This is a genomic window from Bacteroides sp. AR20 (assembly GCF_964250605.1).
Classification (GTDB): Bacteria; Bacteroidota; Bacteroidia; order Bacteroidales; family Bacteroidaceae; genus Bacteroides; species Bacteroides uniformis.
The window spans coordinates 1-21,170 of sequence record NZ_CAXUGK010000006.1; the positions used below are offsets into that span (position 1 = coordinate 1).

18 protein-coding genes and 2 rRNA genes are annotated in these 21,170 nt (G+C 45.2%); 17 read left to right on the top strand and 3 right to left on the bottom strand.

Going from position 1 to position 21,170, the window contains the following annotated elements; all coding sequences use genetic code 11:
- From ACESTD_RS04925 to der, 7 genes are all read left to right on the top strand, one after another.
- Positions 1-152 (top strand): 23S ribosomal RNA (locus ACESTD_RS04925); the annotation flags it as partial.
- Between the two features lie 72 nt (positions 153-224).
- A 5S ribosomal RNA gene (gene rrf, locus ACESTD_RS04930) occupies positions 225-335 on the top strand.
- Between the two features lie 232 nt (positions 336-567).
- The gene (locus ACESTD_RS04935; protein WP_005829530.1) at positions 568-1,146 is read left to right on the top strand and encodes a DUF177 domain-containing protein; all 579 of its coding nucleotides are present in this window, start codon (positions 568-570) and stop codon (positions 1,144-1,146) included.
- A 12-nt stretch (positions 1,147-1,158) separates the two neighbouring features.
- Entirely contained in the window at positions 1,159-1,344 is a 186-nt protein-coding gene (gene rpmF, locus ACESTD_RS04940; RefSeq protein WP_004288267.1) for a 50S ribosomal protein L32, read from the top strand.
- A gap of 123 nt (positions 1,345-1,467) precedes the next feature.
- Positions 1,468-2,472 carry a beta-ketoacyl-ACP synthase III gene (locus tag ACESTD_RS04945; protein WP_373158704.1) on the top strand — a complete coding sequence of 335 codons (1,005 nt, stop codon included), beginning with the start codon at positions 1,468-1,470 and terminating at the stop codon, positions 2,470-2,472.
- Between the two features lie 84 nt (positions 2,473-2,556).
- Complete coding sequence (era, locus tag ACESTD_RS04950) at positions 2,557-3,438, top strand: GTPase Era (RefSeq protein WP_016274452.1); 882 nt, start codon at positions 2,557-2,559, stop codon at positions 3,436-3,438.
- Between the two features lie 49 nt (positions 3,439-3,487).
- Positions 3,488-4,801 carry a ribosome biogenesis GTPase Der gene (gene der / locus ACESTD_RS04955; protein WP_373158705.1) on the top strand — a complete coding sequence of 438 codons (1,314 nt, stop codon included), beginning with the start codon at positions 3,488-3,490 and terminating at the stop codon, positions 4,799-4,801.
- Between the two features lie 114 nt (positions 4,802-4,915).
- Here the strand turns inward: der and ACESTD_RS04960 are convergent, their stop codons facing one another.
- Entirely contained in the window at positions 4,916-5,686 is a 771-nt protein-coding gene (locus ACESTD_RS04960; protein ID WP_005829539.1) for an ABC transporter ATP-binding protein, read from the bottom strand.
- Entirely contained in the window at positions 5,683-6,426 is a 744-nt protein-coding gene (locus tag ACESTD_RS04965; RefSeq protein WP_005829541.1) for an ABC transporter permease, read from the bottom strand. The genes ACESTD_RS04960 and ACESTD_RS04965 overlap by 4 nt, the downstream gene beginning before the upstream one ends.
- 182 nt (positions 6,427-6,608) lie before the next feature.
- Between ACESTD_RS04965 and lptB the strand changes: the two genes are divergently transcribed.
- Positions 6,609-7,349 carry an LPS export ABC transporter ATP-binding protein gene (lptB, locus tag ACESTD_RS04970; RefSeq protein WP_034523256.1) on the top strand — a complete coding sequence of 247 codons (741 nt, stop codon included), beginning with the start codon at positions 6,609-6,611 and terminating at the stop codon, positions 7,347-7,349.
- Between the two features lie 82 nt (positions 7,350-7,431).
- Here lptB and ACESTD_RS04975 read toward each other — a convergent pair whose 3' ends face one another.
- Positions 7,432-7,680 carry an RNA-binding protein gene (locus ACESTD_RS04975; protein WP_005829545.1) on the bottom strand — a complete coding sequence of 83 codons (249 nt, stop codon included), beginning with the start codon at positions 7,678-7,680 and terminating at the stop codon, positions 7,432-7,434.
- 474 nt (positions 7,681-8,154) lie between these two features.
- On the opposite strand from ACESTD_RS04975, the gene tig reads away from it, so the two are divergent.
- The 9 genes from tig to ACESTD_RS05020 all read left to right on the top strand — a co-directional run bounded on the left by tig (position 8,155) and on the right by ACESTD_RS05020 (position 21,170).
- Positions 8,155-9,510, top strand: coding sequence for a trigger factor (gene tig, locus ACESTD_RS04980; RefSeq protein ID WP_373158706.1), 1,356 nt, complete (start codon positions 8,155-8,157; stop codon positions 9,508-9,510).
- Between the two features lie 131 nt (positions 9,511-9,641).
- Positions 9,642-10,304 carry an ATP-dependent Clp endopeptidase proteolytic subunit ClpP gene (gene clpP, locus ACESTD_RS04985; RefSeq protein WP_005829555.1) on the top strand — a complete coding sequence of 221 codons (663 nt, stop codon included), beginning with the start codon at positions 9,642-9,644 and terminating at the stop codon, positions 10,302-10,304.
- Positions 10,305-10,306: 2 nt separating this feature from the next.
- Entirely contained in the window at positions 10,307-11,551 is a 1,245-nt protein-coding gene (gene clpX, locus ACESTD_RS04990; RefSeq protein WP_005829557.1) for an ATP-dependent Clp protease ATP-binding subunit ClpX, read from the top strand.
- 174 nt (positions 11,552-11,725) lie between these two features.
- Positions 11,726-13,909 (top strand): DNA helicase RecQ, encoded by a 2,184-nt coding sequence (recQ, locus tag ACESTD_RS04995; protein WP_005829559.1) that lies wholly within the window; start codon positions 11,726-11,728, stop codon positions 13,907-13,909.
- Positions 13,910-14,011: 102 nt separating this feature from the next.
- A complete protein-coding gene (gene guaB / locus ACESTD_RS05000) occupies positions 14,012-15,487 on the top strand; it encodes an IMP dehydrogenase (RefSeq protein ID WP_117600772.1) in 1,476 nt (491 codons plus the stop codon).
- 89 nt (positions 15,488-15,576) lie between these two features.
- The gene (locus ACESTD_RS05005) at positions 15,577-17,139 is read left to right on the top strand and encodes a peptidylprolyl isomerase (protein WP_373158707.1); all 1,563 of its coding nucleotides are present in this window, start codon (positions 15,577-15,579) and stop codon (positions 17,137-17,139) included.
- A 57-nt stretch (positions 17,140-17,196) separates the two neighbouring features.
- Positions 17,197-18,045, top strand: a complete 849-nt coding sequence (locus ACESTD_RS05010) for a peptidylprolyl isomerase (RefSeq protein WP_022401784.1) — start codon at positions 17,197-17,199, stop codon at positions 18,043-18,045.
- Between the two features lie 10 nt (positions 18,046-18,055).
- Entirely contained in the window at positions 18,056-19,423 is a 1,368-nt protein-coding gene (locus tag ACESTD_RS05015) for a peptidylprolyl isomerase (RefSeq protein ID WP_005829568.1), read from the top strand.
- Positions 19,424-19,448: 25 nt separating this feature from the next.
- Positions 19,449-21,170 carry an OstA-like protein gene (locus ACESTD_RS05020; protein ID WP_022401785.1) on the top strand — a complete coding sequence of 574 codons (1,722 nt, stop codon included), beginning with the start codon at positions 19,449-19,451 and terminating at the stop codon, positions 21,168-21,170.

The window sequence follows — 21,170 nt, forward strand, 5'->3', positions numbered from 1 at the left end:
GGATTGGATAAGTGCTGAAAGCATCTAAGTACGAAGCCAGCCACAAGATTAGATTTCTCAGGGTCGTTGTAGACTACGACGTTGATAGGATGCAGGTGTACAGGCAGCGATGTCATAGCCGAGCATTACTAATTGCCCGTCCACTTTTTGCCTTCCGTGTATGGAGGTATATACGTTCAGCAATGTATGGACACTTTACTTTTTTCTCATCATGTCTGCCTTATTCAGGTGACTACAGCACCGGGGTTCCACCTCTTCCCATTCCGAACAGAGAAGTTAAGCCCGGTCACGCCGATGGTACTGCGTAACAGTGGGAGAGTAGGTAGTCGCCGTTTTCAGAAGAAGCCTCCGTGTCTGATAAGGATACGGAGGCTTTGTTCGTTTTATATCTTTACATATACTTGGATGCCGGCATGGATTGTTCTTGTGTTTTAGGCCATGAGTTTTCTGCTGATTTGTAGTGATATCAGGGTGAAATGAACATAAAAAAATGAATATTTTACTCTAAATACTACATAATGAGGATAATTATTCGTATCTTTGTCGCCCGAATAAACAAAAGAAGCTTTGGGAAAGTTTGATAAATACAAAATAGACCTGAAAGGTATGCAAGCAGATTCATGCAAATATGAGTTTGTGCTAGACAACCTTTTCTTTGCCAATATTGATGGACCGGAAGTGCAGAAGGGTAAAGTCAATGTGGTGTTAGTTGTAAAGAAAACATCTCGTGCTTTCGAATTGAACTTCCAGACAGACGGAATGGTGTGGGTGCCATGTGACCGTTGTTTGGACGATATGGAACAGCTTGTCAGCTCGACAGATAAGCTGCTGGTTAAGTTCGGTCATGAATATGCCGAAGAAGGTGACAATCTCATTGTAATTCCCGAAGAGGAAGGTGAGATTAATGTAGCATGGTTTATGTACGAGTTTGTAGCTTTGGCCATCCCCATGAAGCATGTGCATGCTCCGGGTAAGTGTAACAAGGCAATGACCAGCAAATTGAGTAAGCATATGCGCACTACTCCGGATGATGATATGGCTGAGGACACATTTGCTCCGGAAGAAGAGGTGGAGCTGATGAATGAAGAAGAAACGCAGGTAGACCCGCGTTGGGACGAATTAAAGAAAATATTAGATAACAATTAAAGATTAAAGAAAATGGCACATCCTAAGAGAAGACAGTCAAAAACAAGAACTGCGAAGAGAAGAACTCATGATAAAGCAGTAGCTCCTACACTGGCTATTTGCCCGAATTGTGGTGAGTGGCATGTATATCACACTGTATGTGGTGCATGTGGTTACTATAGAGGTAAGCTTGCAGTTGAAAAGGAAGCTGCCGTATAATTACGGTCAGTTTGACTAAAACTTATACTTGAATATCGGGCGTCTAAAAAGATTTGTAATTTAATAAGCAAACCTTTTTAGACTACCGTTGTTTCAGTAGTTCTATAAGTAAACAAGATTTTAATGGAAAAAATAAATGCAGTAATTACAGGAGTCGGCGGTTATGTACCTGATTACGTCTTGACGAACGACGAAATCTCAAGAATGGTGGATACGAATGACGAATGGATTATGACTCGTATCGGAGTAAAGGAAAGACGTATCCTGAATGAAGAAGGGTTAGGTAGTTCCTATATGGCGCGTAAAGTTGCCAAACAGCTGATGCAACGTACTGGCGCGGATCCGGATGATATAGATCTGGTGATTGTAGCTACTTCCACTCCGGATTATCATTTCCCTTCTACAGCTTCTATTTTATGTGATAAGTTAAGGCTGAAAAATGCATATGCTTTTGACTTGCAGGCAGCCTGCAGCGGATTTCTCTATCTGATGGAGACGGCGGCCAATTTCATCCGTTCTGGAAGATATAAGAAGGTTATCATTGTGGGAGCCGACAAGATGTCGTCAATGGTTGATTATACAGACCGTGCTACTTGTCCTATCTTTGGAGACGGCGCTGCAGCTTTCATGCTCGAGCCGACAACAGAAGATGTAGGTATTATGGATGCTATTCTGAGAACCGACGGCAAAGGTTTGCCTTTCCTGCATATGAAAGCGGGTGGTTCGGTTTGTCCTCCCTCTTATTTTACCGTAGACAACCACATGCATTACATTTATCAGGAAGGACGTACTGTGTTTAAGTATGCCGTATCCAATATGTCGGATGTTAGCGCGGCCATTGCCGAGAAAAACGGTCTGACAAAGGATAGTATTGACTGGGTGATTCCGCACCAGGCCAATCTTCGTATCATCGATGCTGTGGCACATCGTCTGGAAGTTCCTCGTGAGAAAGTACTGATTAATATCGAACGTTACGGCAATACCAGTGCTGCTACGTTGCCTCTTTGTATCTGGGACTTTGAAGATAAGCTGAAGAAAGGCGACAATCTTATTTTCACTGCATTCGGCGCAGGATTTACCTGGGGAGCCGTGTATGTGAAGTGGGGATACGACGGAAAGAAGCAGTAACATACTATTGCTAAATATAATATGATAAAACGCATCCTATTTCGATTCGATGCGTTTTTTTGTCTCAATTCAAATACTGAAGTCATGCACAAAGCAGGTTTTGTAAATATCGTGGGAAATCCGAATGTGGGCAAATCCACATTGATGAACGTTTTGGTAGGTGAGCGTATTTCTATCGCCACTTTCAAGGCGCAGACCACCCGTCATCGGATTATGGGCATCTATAATACGGATGACATGCAAATTGTGTTTTCGGACACTCCGGGTGTATTGAAGCCAAACTATAAGTTGCAGGAGTCCATGCTTAATTTCTCCACTTCGGCATTGGCGGATGCAGATGTGTTGCTGTATGTGACAGATGTGGTTGAGACTCCCGACAAGCATAATGATTTTGTGGAGAAAGTAGGACACTTGGACGTTCCGGTATTGCTGCTTATCAATAAGATTGATTTAAGCAACCAGGAAAAGCTGGTGGAACTGGTGGAAGCATGGAAGGAATTGCTGCCGAAGGCGGAAATTATTCCTATCTCTGCTACTTCGAAATTTAATGTGGATTATGTCATGAAGCGGGTGAAGGAGCTGTTGCCCGACTCTCCTCCCTATTTCGACAAGGACCAGTGGACGGACAAGCCGGCGCGTTTCTTCGTGACCGAAATAATCCGTGAGAAAATTCTGTTGTACTACGATAAGGAAATCCCTTATTCGGTGGAGGTGATGGTAGAACAGTTTAAGGAGGAGGCAAAGAAGATTCATATCAGTGCCGTAATCTATGTGGAGCGTGATTCGCAAAAAGGTATTATCATAGGCAAGCAGGGGAAGGCTTTGAAGAAAGTGGCTACTGAAGCGCGCCGTGATTTGGAGAGGTTTTTCGGGAAAACGATATTCCTGGAGACGTTTGTGAAAGTTGATAAGGATTGGCGGAGTTCGGACAAGGAACTGCGTAATTTTGGTTATCAGCTGGATTAAGAGTTATTCATACGACTGTGACAGTCGCAAAAAACAAAGAGTGTGAACTATGGGAAATTTAGTTGCAATCGTAGGACGTCCCAATGTGGGAAAGTCTACATTATTTAACCGTCTGACCAAGACACGTCAGGCAATTGTGAATGAGGAAGCGGGAACCACCCGTGACCGCCAATATGGAAAGACCGAATGGTTGGGACGTGAGTTCTCCGTGGTAGATACCGGCGGTTGGGTAGTGAACTCTGATGATATTTTCGAAGAAGAGATTCGTAAGCAGGTATTGATGGCGGTGGACGAAGCCGACGTGATACTGTTTGTGGTGGATGTGATGAATGGGGTTACGGACCTCGACGAGCAGGTAGCTGCCATCTTGCGTCGTGCCAAGAAGCCTGTGTTGCTGGTTGCCAATAAGACTGATAATCATGAACTGCAATACAATGCCCCTGAGTTCTATAGCTTGGGTTTGGGTGACCCTTATTGTATTTCTGCTGTAACGGGTAGCTGTACGGGCGATATGATGGACCTTATCGTCAGCAAGTTCAAGAAGGAATCTGATGAAATTCTGGACGAGGATATTCCCCGCTTTGCAGTAGTGGGACGCCCTAATGCCGGAAAGTCTTCCATAGTCAATGCCTTTATTGGAGAAGACCGCAACATCGTGACGGAGATTGCCGGTACCACGCGCGATTCTATCTATACCCGCTACAATAAATTCGGTTTTGATTTCTACCTGGTAGATACGGCGGGTATCCGTAAGAAGAACAAGGTGAATGAGGATTTGGAGTACTACTCCGTAATCCGTTCCATTCGTTCCATTGAGAATGCAGATGTATGTATTTTGATGGTAGACGCTACGCGTGGCATCGAAAGCCAGGATTTGAATATCTTCTCCTTGATACAGAAGAATGCCAAGGGGCTGGTGGTTGTGGTGAATAAGTGGGACTTGGTGAAGGACAAGACTGTGAAGGTGATGAAGACTTTCGAAGATGCTATCCGCAACCGTTTCGCTCCGTTTGTGGATTTTCCTATCATCTTTGCTTCGGCACTGACCAAACAGCGTATTCTGAAGGTATTGGAAGAGGCGCGTGATGTGTACGAAAATCGTATGACGCGTATTCCGACAGCTCGTTTGAACGAGGAAATGCTGCCGCTTATCGAGGCGTATCCACCCCCTTCAATTAAGGGTAAGTATATCAAGATAAAGTATATTACGCAGTTGCCCAATACCCAGGTACCGTCATTTGTTTATTTTGCAAATCTTCCACAATATGTGAAAGAGCCTTACAGACGATTCCTGGAAAATAAGATGCGTGAGAAATGGAAGTTGACCGGAACTCCGATAAATATCTATATCCGGCAGAAGTAAAATATATCGTGATGATATAGTCGATTCTATTAACTGGTTTTATGAAGAGAAAGCGTCCGGAACATAGCTTCCGGACGCTTTCTTATGTAATAGGTTAGAAAATGAGGTGTGGTTTTATCCTTCAAGGTTCTGTATCTCCACTTCTTTGACTTTCCGGAATAGGTCAGATGCAAATATGAAACTGTTCAACCGCTCGTTGGTGGAAGTGAAGATATCGTCTTTATTGCCTTCCCATTCTTTGTGTCCTTCGTAAATATAGATGATTTTTTCTCCGATACCCATTACAGAGTTCATGTCATGAGTGTTGATGAGAGTAGTCATATTGTATTCTCGGGTTATATCTTGTATCAGTTCGTCGATGACAAGCGAGGTCTTGGGGTCAAGTCCTGAATTCGGCTCGTCACAGAACAAGTATTGCGGGTTTAGGGCAATGGCACGGGCAATGGCTACGCGTTTCTGCATACCGCCGCTGATTTCTCCGGGAAATTTGTCTTTGGCTTCAATCAGGTTTACACGCTCCAAGCAGAACATGGCACGACGAGTCCGATCGCGCAGGGTATCGTTGCTGAACATGTTCAGTGGAAACATCACATTGTCCAGTACCGTCATGGAATCGAACAGCGCGGCACTTTGGAAAATCATTCCCATTTCCCGGCGGAGCGCTTTCTTTTCCTTCTTTCCCATGGCGAGGAAGTTGCGGTGGTCATACAACAATTCTCCTTTGTCCGGTGTCAGCAGACCCACGATACATTTCATGAGTACGGTTTTTCCCGAACCGCTCTGCCCTATAATCAGGTTGGTCTTTCCATTCTCGAAAGTGGCATTGATATCTTTCAGTACCTCTTTTTCTTCAAATGATTTGCAAAGTCCTTTCAGTTCAATCATCCCATTAAAAGTTGAGTTAATATTAGGTCGGCGAATAAGATAAGTACGCTGCTGCATACTACGGAGTCGGTGGACGCCTTGCCCACTTCGATGGAACCGCCTTCGACGGTGTAACCGAAGAATGCCGATACGCTGGCAATGATAAAGGCAAAGAACAGTGACTTGATGATGCCGCACCAAATAAACCATTCGACAAACATGTACTGCAAGCCGTATTCCAAATCTACCGCCGACATGATGCCGCCGAACCAGCAAGTACAGAAGGCACCTATGATGCCGGCGAATATACTGAACGTCACCATCAGTGGAATGGTTGTCACCATAGCGGCAATTTTCGGTAGGATGAGATAGTTGGCGGAATTGACACCCATAATTTCAAGGGCGTCTATCTGCTGGGTGACTCGCATGGTGCCCAGCTCCGAGGCGATGTTTGACCCGACCTTTCCTGCCAGAATCAGACACATGATGGAGGAGGAGAATTCCAGCAGCATGATTTCTCGGGTTACATATCCCACTGTCCATCGAGGCATGAAAGGACTCTCGATGTTCAACTTTATCTGTATGGTGATTACAGCTCCGATGAAGAACGATATCAGCAATACGATGCCGATAGAGTTCACGCCGAGCTGTTCCAACTCGTTGACATATTGGCGGAAAAACATACGCATACGTTCGGGACGGGCAAATACGCGTCCCATCAGTATGATATATCGTCCCACTGTCTTAAGTGCTTTAAACATGACATATAAGTATTTGAATGCAAATGTACACTATTTCGGCTTATTTTTGCTACATTTGCGGCGAAAACCTTTAGAGTATGGAAGAAGAAAAAGGCATAAAGGACAATGTAGAGGAAGTTAAGGAAAATCTGCAGGCCGGACCAAGCTTGACTGCCGGGGCAGAGACACGGGAGGAAGGTAGCATGGTGCTGCGTACGGAGGATTTGGTGAAAAAGTACGGAAAGCGTACGGTAGTGAGCCATGTGTCCATTGATGTGAAGCAAGGGGAGATTGTCGGTTTGCTGGGGCCGAATGGCGCCGGTAAGACAACTTCGTTTTATATGACCGTAGGGCTGATTACTCCCAATGAGGGACGTATCTTCTTGAATGATTTGGATATAACGAAATATCCGGTATACAAGCGTGCGCAGACGGGTATCGGTTATTTGGCGCAGGAGGCTTCCGTGTTCCGTCAAATGAGTGTGGAAGACAATATTGCATCTGTACTGGAAATGACCGACAAGCCTTTGGAGTATCAGAAAGACAAGCTGGAGAGCCTGATTGCAGAGTTCCGCTTGCAGAAGGTAAGGAAGAACAAGGGTAACCAGTTGTCAGGTGGCGAGCGGCGCCGTACAGAAATTGCCCGTTGTCTGGCCATTGACCCCAAATTTATTATGTTGGACGAGCCTTTTGCCGGTGTAGACCCGATTGCAGTGGAGGATATTCAGCAGATTGTGTGGAAGTTGAAAGATAGGAATATCGGCATTTTGATTACTGACCACAATGTGCAGGAGACGCTGAGCATTACCGATCGTGCTTATCTGCTATTTGAAGGAAAAATTTTGTTCCAGGGTACGCCGGAAGAGTTGGCCGAGAATAAGATTGTACGTGAAAAGTATCTGAGTAATAGCTTCGTACTTCGTCGCAAGGATTTTATGAAGTAATCCCGGATACTGTCGATTGATAGAAATAAAAAAAGACCACTCATTCAGTGGCCTTTTTTTATTTCTCCTTAAATCTCTATGATTAATATTTTGGAGGTCTTGCTTCTTTCACTACCATCTGGCGGCCGAAGAATTCAGCACCGTCTAGTTCGGCAATAGCTTTAGCTGCAGCAGCGTCATCTTCCATTTCTACAAAAGCGATGCCTCTGAAACGTCCGGTGGTGCGGTCATTGATAAATTTTACAGAAGATACTGTACCGTAATCTTCCATTGCCTTCTGCAGGTCACTCTCCTTAACGCGGTAGTTAAGGTTTCCAACATAAATGTTCATAATGAAATTGATAAAATAAATATAATGAATAAAACTCTCTTGGAAGGAAGGCTGAATAATAAATGGATTACAACGACAGAGAGTTTACAAAAGCGTTCTTGAAAACGGAAGTAAAAACCATGTAATGGAAATCGAAAAACTAATGCGCCATCATTCCGCGACAAAGAAACGCATAAAATTCGGATAAACAATGTTTTTCCTTAATTATTTTTGTAGATTGTCGTGCCTTCGGGCAACTCCCATTTCTCTTCATAGAAACTGGACGGTTCGGTTTATCATCGTCTTTTCCCTGAGTATCTTTCCCATAAACGTCCTCCGTTGTCAGTCCGATGGTTGGGCTCTTCTACCGCTCTATCCAAGAATTAAACTGAAATAAATCGGCAATGTTCTTTTGATAATTGAAAGAATAACGCTAATTTTGCACGCCCATTTGAGATATGGAACAAAGTATAAATCAAATAAATAATTGTCAGAATGAACGTTTCATTACAAAACATTGACAAAGTAAGCGCACTGCTTACTGTAAAGCTTGAGAAAGCAGATTATCAGGAAAAAGTAGACAAATCATTGAAGAGCTTCCGTCAGAAGGCACAGATTCCCGGTTTCCGTAAGGGAATGGTTCCTATGAGCTTAGTTAAGAAAATGTATGGTAAGTCTGCATTGGCTGAAGAGGTGAACAAGCTGCTTTCAGAAACAGTATATAAGTATATCCAGGACAATAAGGTAAATATATTGGGCGAGCCTTTGCCCAACGAAGACAAGCAGCAGGAAATTGATTTCGATACTATGGAAGAGTTCGAATTCTTGTTTGATATTGCTTTGGCTCCGGAATTTAAAGCTGAAGTCAGTGCAAAAGATAAGGTAGATTACTATACTATTGAAGTTACAGACGAAATGGTGGATAACCAGGTCAAGGCTTACACTCAACGTAACGGCAAGTATGACAAGGTAGACGTTTACGAGGACAATGACATGCTGAAAGGTTTGCTTGCTGAACTGGATGAAGAAGGTAATACCAAAGAGGGTGGTATTCAGGTGGAAGGTGCTGTAATGATGCCTTCGTACATGAAAAATGATGAACAGAAAGCTATCTTTGCCGGTGCAAAAGTGAACGATGTGCTTGTATTCAATCCGAATACAGCTTGGGACGGAAATGCTGCCGAATTGTCTTCTTTATTGAAGATTGACAAGGAAACTGCTCCCGAAGTAAAATCCAATTTCAGCTTCCAGGTAGAAGAAATCACACGTTTCGTTCCGGGTGACTTGACTCAGGAAATTTTCGACCAGGTATTTGGCGAAGGTAATGTGAAAACGGAAGAGGAATTCCGTGCCAAAGTGAAGGAAGTTATTGCCAACCAGTTCGTGGCAGACAGTGACTATAAGTTCTTGATTGACGCACGTAAGATGCTGACAGAGAAAGTAGGCAAGCTGGAATTCCCGGATGCATTACTGAAGCGCATTATGCGTCTGAACAATCCTGACAAGGAAGAAAGCTTTGTAGAGGACAACTATGACAAGAGCATCGAAGAGCTGACTTGGCACCTGATTAAAGAACAGCTGGTGAAAGCCAATGATATCAAGGTTGAGCAGGAAGACATCACAAACATGGCTAAGGAAGCTACCCGCGCACAGTTTGCACAATATGGTATGATGAGTGTGCCTGAAGAAATCCTGGAAAACTACTCAAAGGAAATGCTTAAGAAGAAAGAGAGCATAGAAGGCTTGGTTAATCGTGTGGTTGAATCTAAATTGGCTACAGCATTGAAGTCTCAGGTGGAACTGGAGCATAAGAACGTTTCTGCTGAAGAGTTCAATAAGATGTTTGCATAAGAGTAATGTGAGCCTACGGCTAAAATTTATAAAGAAACACAGAGTTTGACAAACTATAACTCTGTGTTTTTTTGTGTCTCTGTGTTCTTTTTTGTTTCTTTGTATCCTTATAAATTAAAAAATAGAAAGAAATGGATGATTTTAGAAAATACGCTACCAAGCATCTTGGTATGAACAGTTTGGTGCTGGACGATGTGATTAAATCACAAGCCGGCTATTTGAATCCCTATATCCTCGAGGAACGCCAGCTCAATGTAACGCAGTTGGACGTGTTTTCCCGTCTGATGATGGACCGCATCATTTTCCTCGGTACGCAGGTTGATGACTATACAGCCAATACTTTGCAGGCTCAGTTGCTTTATCTGGATTCGGTGGATCCGGGCAAGGATATTTCCATCTATATCAATTCGCCGGGCGGTTCGGTATATGCCGGTCTGGGTATTTATGATACCATGCAGTTCATCAGTAGTGATGTGGCTACCATCTGTACTGGAATGGCGGCAAGCATGGCAGCCGTATTGCTGGTTGCCGGTGCCGAAGGCAAACGCTCCGCATTGACCCACTCCCGCGTGATGATACACCAGCCGATGGGAGGTGCCCAGGGGCAGGCCTCGGATATTGAAATCACGGCACGTGAAATCCAGAAGTTGAAGAAAGAACTTTATACCATTATCGCCGACCACTCCCACACTCCCTTTGACAAGGTATGGGCAGATTCTGACCGTGACTACTGGATGACAGCCCAGGAAGCCAAAGAATATGGTATGGTAGATGAGGTTTTGATTAAAAAATAAATATGGCAGATTCAAGAAAGAATAAAAATAGATGCAGTTTTTGCGGTCGCACCGAAGATGAAGTCGGATTTCTCATAACGGGGATGAATGGCTATATCTGCGACAGTTGCGCCACCCAGGCTTATGAGATTACTCAGGAGGCTTTGGGGGCTGGCAAGAAGGCAAGTGCCACGAAGCTGAATCTGAAAGAACTTCCTAAACCCGTAGAAATAAAGAAGTTCCTCGATCAATATGTCATTGGTCAGGACGATGCCAAGCGTTTCTTGTCTGTGTCGGTGTACAACCATTACAAACGTCTGCTCCAGAAGGACGGCGGTGATGATGTGGAGATTGAAAAATCGAACATCATCATGGTAGGCAGTACCGGTACGGGAAAGACGTTATTGGCGCGTACTATCGCAAAGTTGCTGCATGTTCCTTTTACTATTGTAGATGCAACAGTTCTGACAGAGGCAGGTTATGTGGGTGAGGACATTGAAAGCATTTTGACACGTCTGCTCCAGGTGGCGGATTATAACGTGCCCGAGGCAGAGCAAGGTATCGTGTTTATTGATGAGATAGACAAAATAGCGCGCAAGGGTGATAATCCTTCCATAACCCGTGATGTGAGTGGTGAAGGCGTGCAGCAGGGATTGCTGAAACTGCTGGAAGGTTCTGTGGTGAATGTGCCTCCCCAGGGTGGGCGCAAGCATCCCGACCAGAAAATGATTCCGGTCAATACCAAGAATATTCTGTTCATTTGCGGTGGGGCTTTCGATGGCATTGAAAAGAAAATTGCCCAGCGGCTGAATACGCACGTTGTCGGGTATAGCGCTGTACGCAATACGGCAACCATTGATAAGAGCAACATGATGCAGTACATTGCTCCGCAGGATTTGAAGTCGTTCGGACTGATTCCCGAGATTATCGGCCGCCTTCCGGTGCTGACTTATCTGAATCCGTTGGACCGTGCGGCATTGCGCTCCATTCTTACGGAACCGAAGAATTCCATCATCAAGCAATACATCAAACTGTTTGAGATGGACAATGTGAAGCTGACGTTTGAAGATGCTGTATTTGAATATATCGTGGATAAAGCGGTAGAATATAAGTTGGGAGCCCGCGGCTTGCGTTCCATTGTGGAGACAATTATGATGGATGCCATGTTCGAAATTCCGTCAGAACAGAAGGACAATTTTGTTGTGACGTTGGACTACGCCAAGCGCCAGCTTGAAAAGGCAAATATAGCACGACTGCAAAGTGCTTAAGAATCAGATGGTAATACGGGGTAAAACCGACTATTTTACTTTTTATTGAAAAATATTCGATGGATTATGCTTGAAATTTAAGAAGTTGTTTATAACTTTGTTAGGGTTCTTTGTGAAAACAAGGCGGAGTACCACTATTAAAAGTTAACTCAATAAACAACAACCTAATGAATCATGGCAGGGAAGAAGATTAATTTGATAGACCAGCTGAAGAAATACTTCGGGTTCGATACATTTAAAGGAAATCAGGAAGCAATCATAGAGAATCTGTTGGCGGGTAATGATACATTCGTGTTGATGCCTACCGGTGGTGGAAAATCTTTGTGCTACCAACTGCCGTCCTTGTTGATGGAGGGCACGGGTATCGTGATTTCTCCTCTGATTGCCTTGATGAAGAATCAGGTCGATGCGATGCGTAACTTCAGCGAAGAGGATGGGATAGCCCACTTCATCAATTCTTCCCTAAACAAGAGCGCGATAGACCAGGTCCGGTCCGACATACTCAGTGGTAAGACAAAGCTGTTGTATGTAGCTCCGGAATCACTGACGAAGGAAGAGAATGTGGAGTTTCTGAAAACGGTGAAGATTTCGTTCTATGCCGTGGACGAAGCCCATTGTATTTCTGAATGGGGTCATGACTTCCGTCCTGAGTATCGCCGCATCCGTCCCATTATCAATGAAATAGGAAAAGCCCCTCTGATAGCGTTGACTGCGACGGCTACACCGAAAGTGCAGCATGACATCCAGAAGAATCTGGGTATGGTGGATGCACAGGTGTTCAAGTCATCGTTCAACCGCCCGAATCTCTATTATGAGGTACGCCCCAAGACTGCAAATGTAGACCGGGACATCATCAAGTTCATTAAGAACAATCCCGAAAAGTCAGGCATTATCTATTGCCTGAGCCGGAAGAAAGTGGAGGAACTTGCTGAAATCCTGCAGGCAAACGGAATCAATGCCCGTGCCTATCATGCCGGAATGGATTCGGCTACACGAACACAGAACCAGGATGATTTCCTGATGGAAAAAATTGATGTGATTGTAGCTACCATTGCTTTTGGTATGGGGATTGACAAACCGGATGTGCGCTATGTCATCCATTACGATATACCCAAAAGTCTGGAAGGATATTACCAGGAGACCGGACGTGCCGGAAGAGATGGAGGAGAAGGGCAGTGTATTACTTTCTATACCAATAAAGACTTGCAGAAGCTCGAGAAGTTTATGCAAGGCAAACCTGTAGCAGAGCAGGAAATTGGCAAGCAGCTTCTGCTGGAGACTGCTGCGTATGCCGAATCTTCCGTATGCCGCCGAAAAGCATTGCTTCATTACTTCGGCGAAGAATATATAGAAGAAAATTGTGGTAATTGTGACAATTGTTTAAATCCGAAAAAACAAGTGGAAGCTCAAGAATTATTGTGTACCGTGATTGAAGCTATTCTCGCGGTGAAAGAAAATTTTAAAGCGGACTATATTATAGACATAATACAAGGTAAGGAAACTTCAGAAGTGCAGGCGCATCTGCATGAAGATCTCGAAGTGTTCGGCTCTGGTATGGGCGAAGAAGACAAAACGTGGAATGCTGTGATCCGTCAGGCACTTATTGCCGGTTACCTGAGTAAGGATGTCGAAAACTATGGCTTGCTGAAAGTGACAGATGACGGTAAGAAGTTCCTTAAACATCCCAAATCATTCAAAATAGTGGAAGACAATGACTTTGAGGATGTGGAAGAGGAAGCACCTGCACGTGGAGGCGGTGCGTGTGCGGTAGACCCGGCATTGTACTCCATGTTGAAGGACTTACGAAAGAAGTTGTCCAAGAAGTTGGAAGTGCCTCCTTATGTCATTTTCCAAGACCCGTCTTTGGAAGCGATGGCGACCATATATCCGGTGACTTTGGACGAGTTGCAGAACATACCGGGTGTAGGAGCCGGAAAGGCAAAACGCTACGGCGAGGAATTCTGTAAACTCATTAAGCGGCACTGTGAGGAGAATGAGATTGAACGTCCCGAGGACTTGCGTGTGCGTACTGTGGCCAATAAGTCAAAAATGAAGGTGGCCATCATTCAGGCCATTGACCGTAAGGTGGCATTGGATGACATTGCCATGTCAAAGGGCATTGAGTTTGAAGAGCTGCTGGATGAGATAGAAGCTATCGTCTACTCCGGAACGAAATTGAATATCGACTATTTCTTGGAGGATATTATGGATGAAGACCACTTGCTGGATATCTATGATTATTTCAAGGAATCTACCACTGATAAGATTGACGATGCTCTGGATGAGTTGGGTGATGACTTTACGGAAGAAGAGGTACGTTTGGTACGCATCAAGTTTATTTCAGAGATGGCAAACTGATTGGTTTTAGTTGATAAAAAAGAAAAAAATGTTGCGTGCAAGTATACGGAATGGAATAAAAACCGTATATTTGCACGCAATAAATTTTAAACGCATAGCCCTATGTCATTTATTGCTGATAAGATTGTAATGGATGGATTAACTTATGACGACGTACTGTTAATCCCCGCTTATTCTGAAGTCTTGCCCAAAACAGTCGAACTCTCGACTAAGTTTTCACGAAACATTGAGTTAAAAATCCCGTTTGTAACTGCTGCCATGGATACGGTTACCGAAGCGAAGATGGCTATTGCCATTGCCCGCGAAGGTGGTATCGGAGTTATTCATAAGAATATGTCCATTGAGGAGCAGGCACGTCAGGTAGCTATTGTGAAGCGTGCCGAAAACGGTATGATTTATGACCCGGTGACTATCAAGAGAGGTTCTACGGTAGCTGATGCGCTGGCTTTGATGGCTGAATACAAGATTGGTGGTATTCCGGTGGTAGATGATGAAAGATATTTGGTAGGCATTGTTACCAATCGTGACCTTCGTTTTGAGAAAGATATGAATAAGCGTATCGACGAGGTGATGACTAAGGAGAACATCATTACTACCAATCCTACGACGGATATGGAGGCCGTTTCTCAAATTCTGCAAGAACATAGAATCGAGAAGTTGCCGGTAGTAGATAAAGACAACAAATTGGTAGGTCTGATTACCTATAAGGATATTACCAAGGCAAAGGATAAACCTATGGCGTGCAAGGATAGCAAAGGTCGTCTGCGCGTTGCTGCCGGAGTGGGAGTGACGAATGACACTTTGGAGCGCATGCGGGCTTTGGTGGATGCAGGGGCGGATGCCATTGTCATTGATACGGCTCACGGACATTCCAAAGGGGTTATTGAAAAATTGAAAGAAGCCAAAGAGCATTTCCCTCATATTGATATTGTTGTTGGTAATATTGCTACTGGTGAAGCTGCAAAGGCATTGGTCGAGGCTGGTGCTGATGGAGTAAAGGTGGGCATTGGTCCGGGTTCCATCTGTACTACCCGTGTAGTTGCCGGTGTGGGTGTTCCCCAGTTGTCTGCGGTTTATGATGTGGCAAAGGCACTGAAGGGCACGGGTATTCCTTTGATTGCCGATGGCGGTTTGCGTTACTCGGGCGATGTGGTGAAGGCGTTGGCTGCCGGTGGTTACAGCGTGATGATCGGTTCGCTGGTTGCCGGAACGGAAGAGTCTCCGGGCGATACGATTATTTTCAACGGTCGTAAGTTCAAGTCCTATCGGGGTATGGGCTCGCTGGAAGCTATGGAAAATGGCTCTAAGGACCGCTACTTCCAAAGCGGTACCAGTGATGTGAAGAAATTGGTTCCGGAGGGCATTGCTGCTCGCGTTCCTTATAAAGGTACTTTGTATGAAGTGATTTATCAGTTGGTTGGCGGTCTGCGTGCCGGTATGGGATATTGCGGTGCAGCCAATATAGAGAAACTGCACGATGCCAAGTTTACCCGCATTACTAATGCAGGTGTACTGGAAAGTCATCCGCACGATGTGTCTATAACCAGTGAGGCACCGAACTATAGCCGTCCTGAGTAAGATAATAACAAAATAATAGTGAATGCCTGGAGAGAGATTGCCGCTTTCCGGGCATTTTGTTTATATTTGCAGCCGTATAAAAAGAACGGATGGTGCTTATGGTTAGATTGTTTTGGGTGTTTTTCTTCCTCGGGTTCGGATTGGCTGTTTCGGCCCAGGACGATCCGGTACTGATGCGTATCAATGGAAAGGAGGTCTTCCGTTCTGAATTCGAACGTAGCTATAATAAGGGCGGTACCTCTGTCGGTGCAGGCCGGAAGGCATTGGATGCATATGTGAATAAGTTTATAGACTTCAGGCTGAAAATAGAGGCTGCCGAAGTTGTGGGATTGGATACTTCCCGTGTCTTCCAGAAGGAGCAGGATGAGTATCGCCGCTGTCTGATTAAATCATACTTGACAGATGAGGAGACGGCAGAGCAGGAGGCACGGCAGTATTATGACAAGATGAAATCCGGCCGGCGTGCGGGCCGGGTATATGTGAAGCATATTTTTAAATATCTCCCCCAGAATATTTCCGGTCATACCTTGCGTGAGATGGAGTCCAGGATGGATTCTATCTACAGGGCTCTTGCAAAGGAAGGGGGAGCTGTGCCGTCTTTCGATGCTTGCGTCGAGCAATTTTCCGATGAGAAGAAAGCGTTTTGGGTGGGTTGGCTGCAGATGCCGGTGGAGTTTGAGGATATTGTATTCGGGTTGAATGCCGGAGAGATTTCCCGTCCGTTCCTCACTCCTCAAGGCATTCATATCGTGAAAGTACTCGAACAGCAGGAAATCCTTCCTTTTGAGAGGATGAAGGACAAGATAATCCGTTGTCAAACCCGTCGTCATGGAATGGATAAAGGAACGCGGGCTTTTGTGGATAAACTGAAGAAAGAATATCACTATATGCCGGATAAAGCCGGTATCGACGAACTGCTGGCCAAAGGAAGCACTTCCCGTGTATTGTTTACACTGGATGGCAAGGCATACGGTGGAAAAGAGTTTGCCGGATTTGCCGCTGTTTATCCGGCAGGGACGCGCAGACAGTTGGAGGCTTTTACAGTAAAAACGATTCTGGACTATGAAAACTCCCGTCTGGAATTGAAGCATCCCGAATTCTGTGCGTTGGTGCAGGGGTATCGTGACAGCATGTTGCTTGCCGAAATCACTGACCGTGAAGTGGGAAAGAGGAGTGTGGTGGATGAAGCGGGATTGAAAGCATATTTTGAGGCGCACCGTTCGGACTTCCATTGGGACGAACCGCGTTATAAGGGTATTGTGCTGCATTGTACTACCAAGCGGGTGGCGAAGCAAGTACGGAAATTTCTGAAACAGATTCCGGAAGAGGAGTGGATGGATGCCATCCGTCTCACTTTCAATGCCGGCGATACTCCCAAGGTGCGGGCAGAGCAAGGATTATTTGCTCCCGGTGATAATGCATATGTGGATGAATTGGTGTTCAAAGGGAAGAATGCAACCCCGGTTTTGTCATTTCCCTTTACTGCTGTACAAGGTCGTAAGCAGAAGGGACCAGATAGTTGGCAAGAGGTGCGAGAGCCGCTCGTAACCGCTTATCGGAACTATTTGGAAACGCATTGGGTGGCAAAGTTGCGTGCTGCCGGTAAGGTTGAAATTGACCAAGAGGTTTTAAAAACCGTTAATAATCACTGATGCAACCGATTAAAACACTATCTTCGTACCTCAAAACGAAGTAAATATCAGTTGGTGATGCGAACAACCTGCTTTGGGCTTTTAATTTTCCTTCTCTGTGCGGCGTGCAGCGAGCAGCACGACCATAAAGGGCGGACACCGTTAGTGGAGTTGGACGGCAATTTCCTTTACCGGGAAGATTTGCAATCGGTACTTCCTGCCGGTTTGTCCAAAGACGACAGTCTGTTGTTTGCAGAACATTATATCCGTAATTGGGTGGAAGATATTTTGCTGTACGATAAAGCGCAGAGCAATATTCCCAATAACGGTGAGATTGATAAACTTGTGGAGAATTATCGCAAAGCATTGATAATGCATACCTATCAGCAGGCTTTAATACATCAGCGGCTATCAGAGGAGATTTCAGAACAAGACTTGACGGAGTATTACGAGAAGAACCAGGCGCTCTTCAAGGTGGAACGTCCGTTGATGAAAGGCTTGTTCATCAAAGTTCCTTTGACAGCCCCGCAGCTGGGTAATGTTCGTCGCTGGTACAAGACGGAAACCCGTGAGGCGGTGGAACATCTGGAAAAGTACAGTCTGCAGAATGCTGTGAAGTATGAGTATTTTTATGATAAATGGGTGCCGGTATCGGAAGTGCTGGATATGCTGCCCTTGAAGGTTCCTGATGTGGACGAGTATCTGGACAAGAATCGCCATGTAGAGCTGAAGGATACGGCTTTCCATTATTTCCTGAATGTGAGCGATTATCGCCCGATGGGAGAGCAGGAACCCTATGAGTTTGCCCGTGGGCAAGTGAAGGATATGCTGCTGAACGTGAAGCAGGTGGAATTCATGAAGCAAGTGAAGGATGATTTGTACCAACGGGCGGTGAAAAGAGACAAGATTAAATATTATTTAGAATAAGACACCAAGAATGAAACAGTGTATGAACTTTAAGTTTGTAATTTTATTTGCCTTGACGCTATTAGTCGGTTCTACCGTTTATGGACAAGACAACGTGATTGACGAGGTAGTGTGGGTAGTAGGTGACGAGGCTATACTGAAGTCCGAAGTGGAAGAGGCACGTATGAGTGCATTGTATGAAGGACGCAAATTTGACCGTGACCCTTATTGCGTGATACCGGAGGAGATAGCCGTGCAGAAGCTGTATCTTCACCAGGCTGCCCTCGATAGTATCGAAGTATCCGAGAGTGAGGTTATCCAGCGTGTGGACTATATGACGAACATGTACATCGCCAACATCGGTTCGCGCGAGAAAATGGAGGAATACTTCAACAAGACTTCCAGCCAGATTCGTGAAACGCTGCGCGAGAATGCCCGTGAAGGATTGAAGGTTCAGAAGATGCAGCAGAAACTGGTGGGTGAGATTAAGATAACTCCGGCTGAGGTGCGCCGTTACTTCAAGGATTTGCCGCAGGACAGCATTCCTTATATCCCTACCCAGGTGGAGGTGCAGATTATCACTCAGCAGCCCAAGGTTCCTTTGGAGGAAATAGAAGATGTAAAGAGGCGTCTGCGTGAGTATACCGACCGTGTCAATAAGGGCGAAAGCTTTTCCATGTTGGCTCGTCTGTACTCCGAGGACCGTGGCTCGGCCATGCGTGGCGGTGAAATAGAGTTTTCGGGACGCGGTATGCTGGACCCCGCTTATGCCAATGTAGCTTTCAACTTGCAAGACCCCAGCAAGGTTTCCAAGATTGTAGAGTCTGAATATGGTTTCCATATCATTCAGTTGATAGAGAAGCGCGGTGACCGTATTAAAACACGCCACATTCTGTTGAAACCGCATATTCCGGAAGAAGCTCTGGCTGCCGGTTGTGCCCGTTTGGATTCTATTGCCGATGATATCCGCAATAACAAGTTCTCTTTTGAAGAGGCTGCCTCAGTGCTTTCGCAGGATAAGGATACGCGTAACAATCATGGTTTGTTGCCGAATCCCAATACGAACACTTCCCGTTTTGAGATGCAGGAACTTCCCCCTGAAATAGCCAAGGTGGTGGATAAGATGAAAGTGGGCGAAATCTCCGAAGCCTTCACCATGATTCCGCAAAAGACCGGAAAAGAAGAGTGTGTGATTGTGAAACTGAAGAGCCGTACGACGGGACACAAGGCTACCATTGCCGATGACTATCAGAACTTGAAAGAGATTGTGTTGGAGAAACGCCGCGACGAAGTGCTGGACAAGTGGATTCGTGAGAAGCAGAAGCACACATATGTCCGTATCAAGGATAATTGGAAGAATAACTGTACGTTCAAGTATCCGGGCTGGATTAAAGAATAATCCGGAAGAATTTACATAGATTTGTATGCAAAAGAAGAATACAAAAAATCATTTCCTGAACAAGCATAGATACCTCCTGGTAGGTATTCTATGCTTGTTTGGTATCTGTCTGCTGAGTGCGCAGGACAAGAAGAAGAGTACTGGTGCACCAGAGAAGAAGAAAGTGGACTCGATTGAACAGAAAAAGACGGAGACGCCGGAAAAGAAGAAGACGCGCGTCGATTTGTTGTACGCAGATGAGGCGCAGGCGGACAAACAGTTGCGTCCTGATGTGCAGGTACTCATCGGCTCGGTGAGGATGAAGCATGACAGTATGTACATGTTCTGTGACAGTGCGCTGATATTCGAAAAGATAAATTCTGTGGAGGCATTCGGCAATGTGCGTATGGAGCAGGGTGACACCTTGTTTATCTATGGAGACTATCTGTATTATGACGGCATGTCGCAGCTGGCCATGCTGCGTGAGAATGTACGTATGATAAATCGTAATACGGTGCTGACAACCGACAGTTTGAACTATGACCGTCTGTACGATTTGGGCTATTACTTCGAAGGCGGTACGCTGACCGACGAGGATAATGTGCTGACTTCCGAATGGGGAGAATATAGCCCTGCCACCAAGTTGGCTGTCTTCAACCACGACGTGAAGCTGGTCAACCCGAAGTTTGTTTTGACTTCGGATACCTTGAAGTATAGTACAGCTACTAAGATTGCCACAATTTTAGGACCCTCCGACATTGTGAGTGACCAAAATCATATTTATTCCGAACGTGGCGTGTACAATACGACTACTGAGCAGGCAGAACTGCTCGACCGTTCCGTACTGACTAACGAAGGCAAGAAACTGACCGGTGACAGCCTTTTCTACGACCGCATCTTGGGATACGGCGAGGCTTTTGACAATGTACAGATGAATGATACGGTCAACCGGAACATGTTGACTGGCGACTATTGTTTCTACAACGAACTGACCGGAAGCGCCGTTGCCACCAAACGTGCCGTAGCTATCGACTATTCGCAGGGCGACAGTCTGTTTATGCACGGTGATACTTTGCGGCTGATTACCTACCATATGAATACCGATTCCATGTACCGGGAGATGCGTGCCTATCATAAGGTGCGTGCTTATCGCACGGATGTGCAGGCCGTATGCGATTCGTTGGTGTATAATTCCAAGGACTCTTGCATGACGATGTACACCGACCCTATCTTGTGGCACGGGGAACAACAGTTGTTGGGCGAGGAAATTAAAATTTACATGAACGATAGTACCATCGACTGGGCACATATCATCAATCAGGCCCTGACGGTAGAGAAAAAGGACAGTATTCACTATAACCAAGTTTCCGGTAAGGAGATGAAAGCTTTCTTCATAGATGGAGACATGCGTCTGGTGGAGGTAAACGGCAATGTATTGGTGGTGTATTATCCGGTAGAGGAGAAGGACAGTTCGCTGATTATGATGAACTATTCGGAAGGTGGACTTTTGAAAATGTACTTGAAGGAGAGAAGAATGGAGCGCGGAGTCTTTGTTGGAAAGACTACCGGTACAGCCTATCCTTTGGACCAGATTCCACCAGATAAGAGCAGGCTGCCTTCTTTTGTTTGGTTCGACTACATCCGTCCGCTCAACAAGGAGGACATCTTCGAGTGGAGGGCTAAAAAAGCAGGTGAAGTATTGAAGAAAAGTGACCGGAAACCTGTAACTTCGCCAAGGAATATGCATATTAAACGAAATAATAAGTAG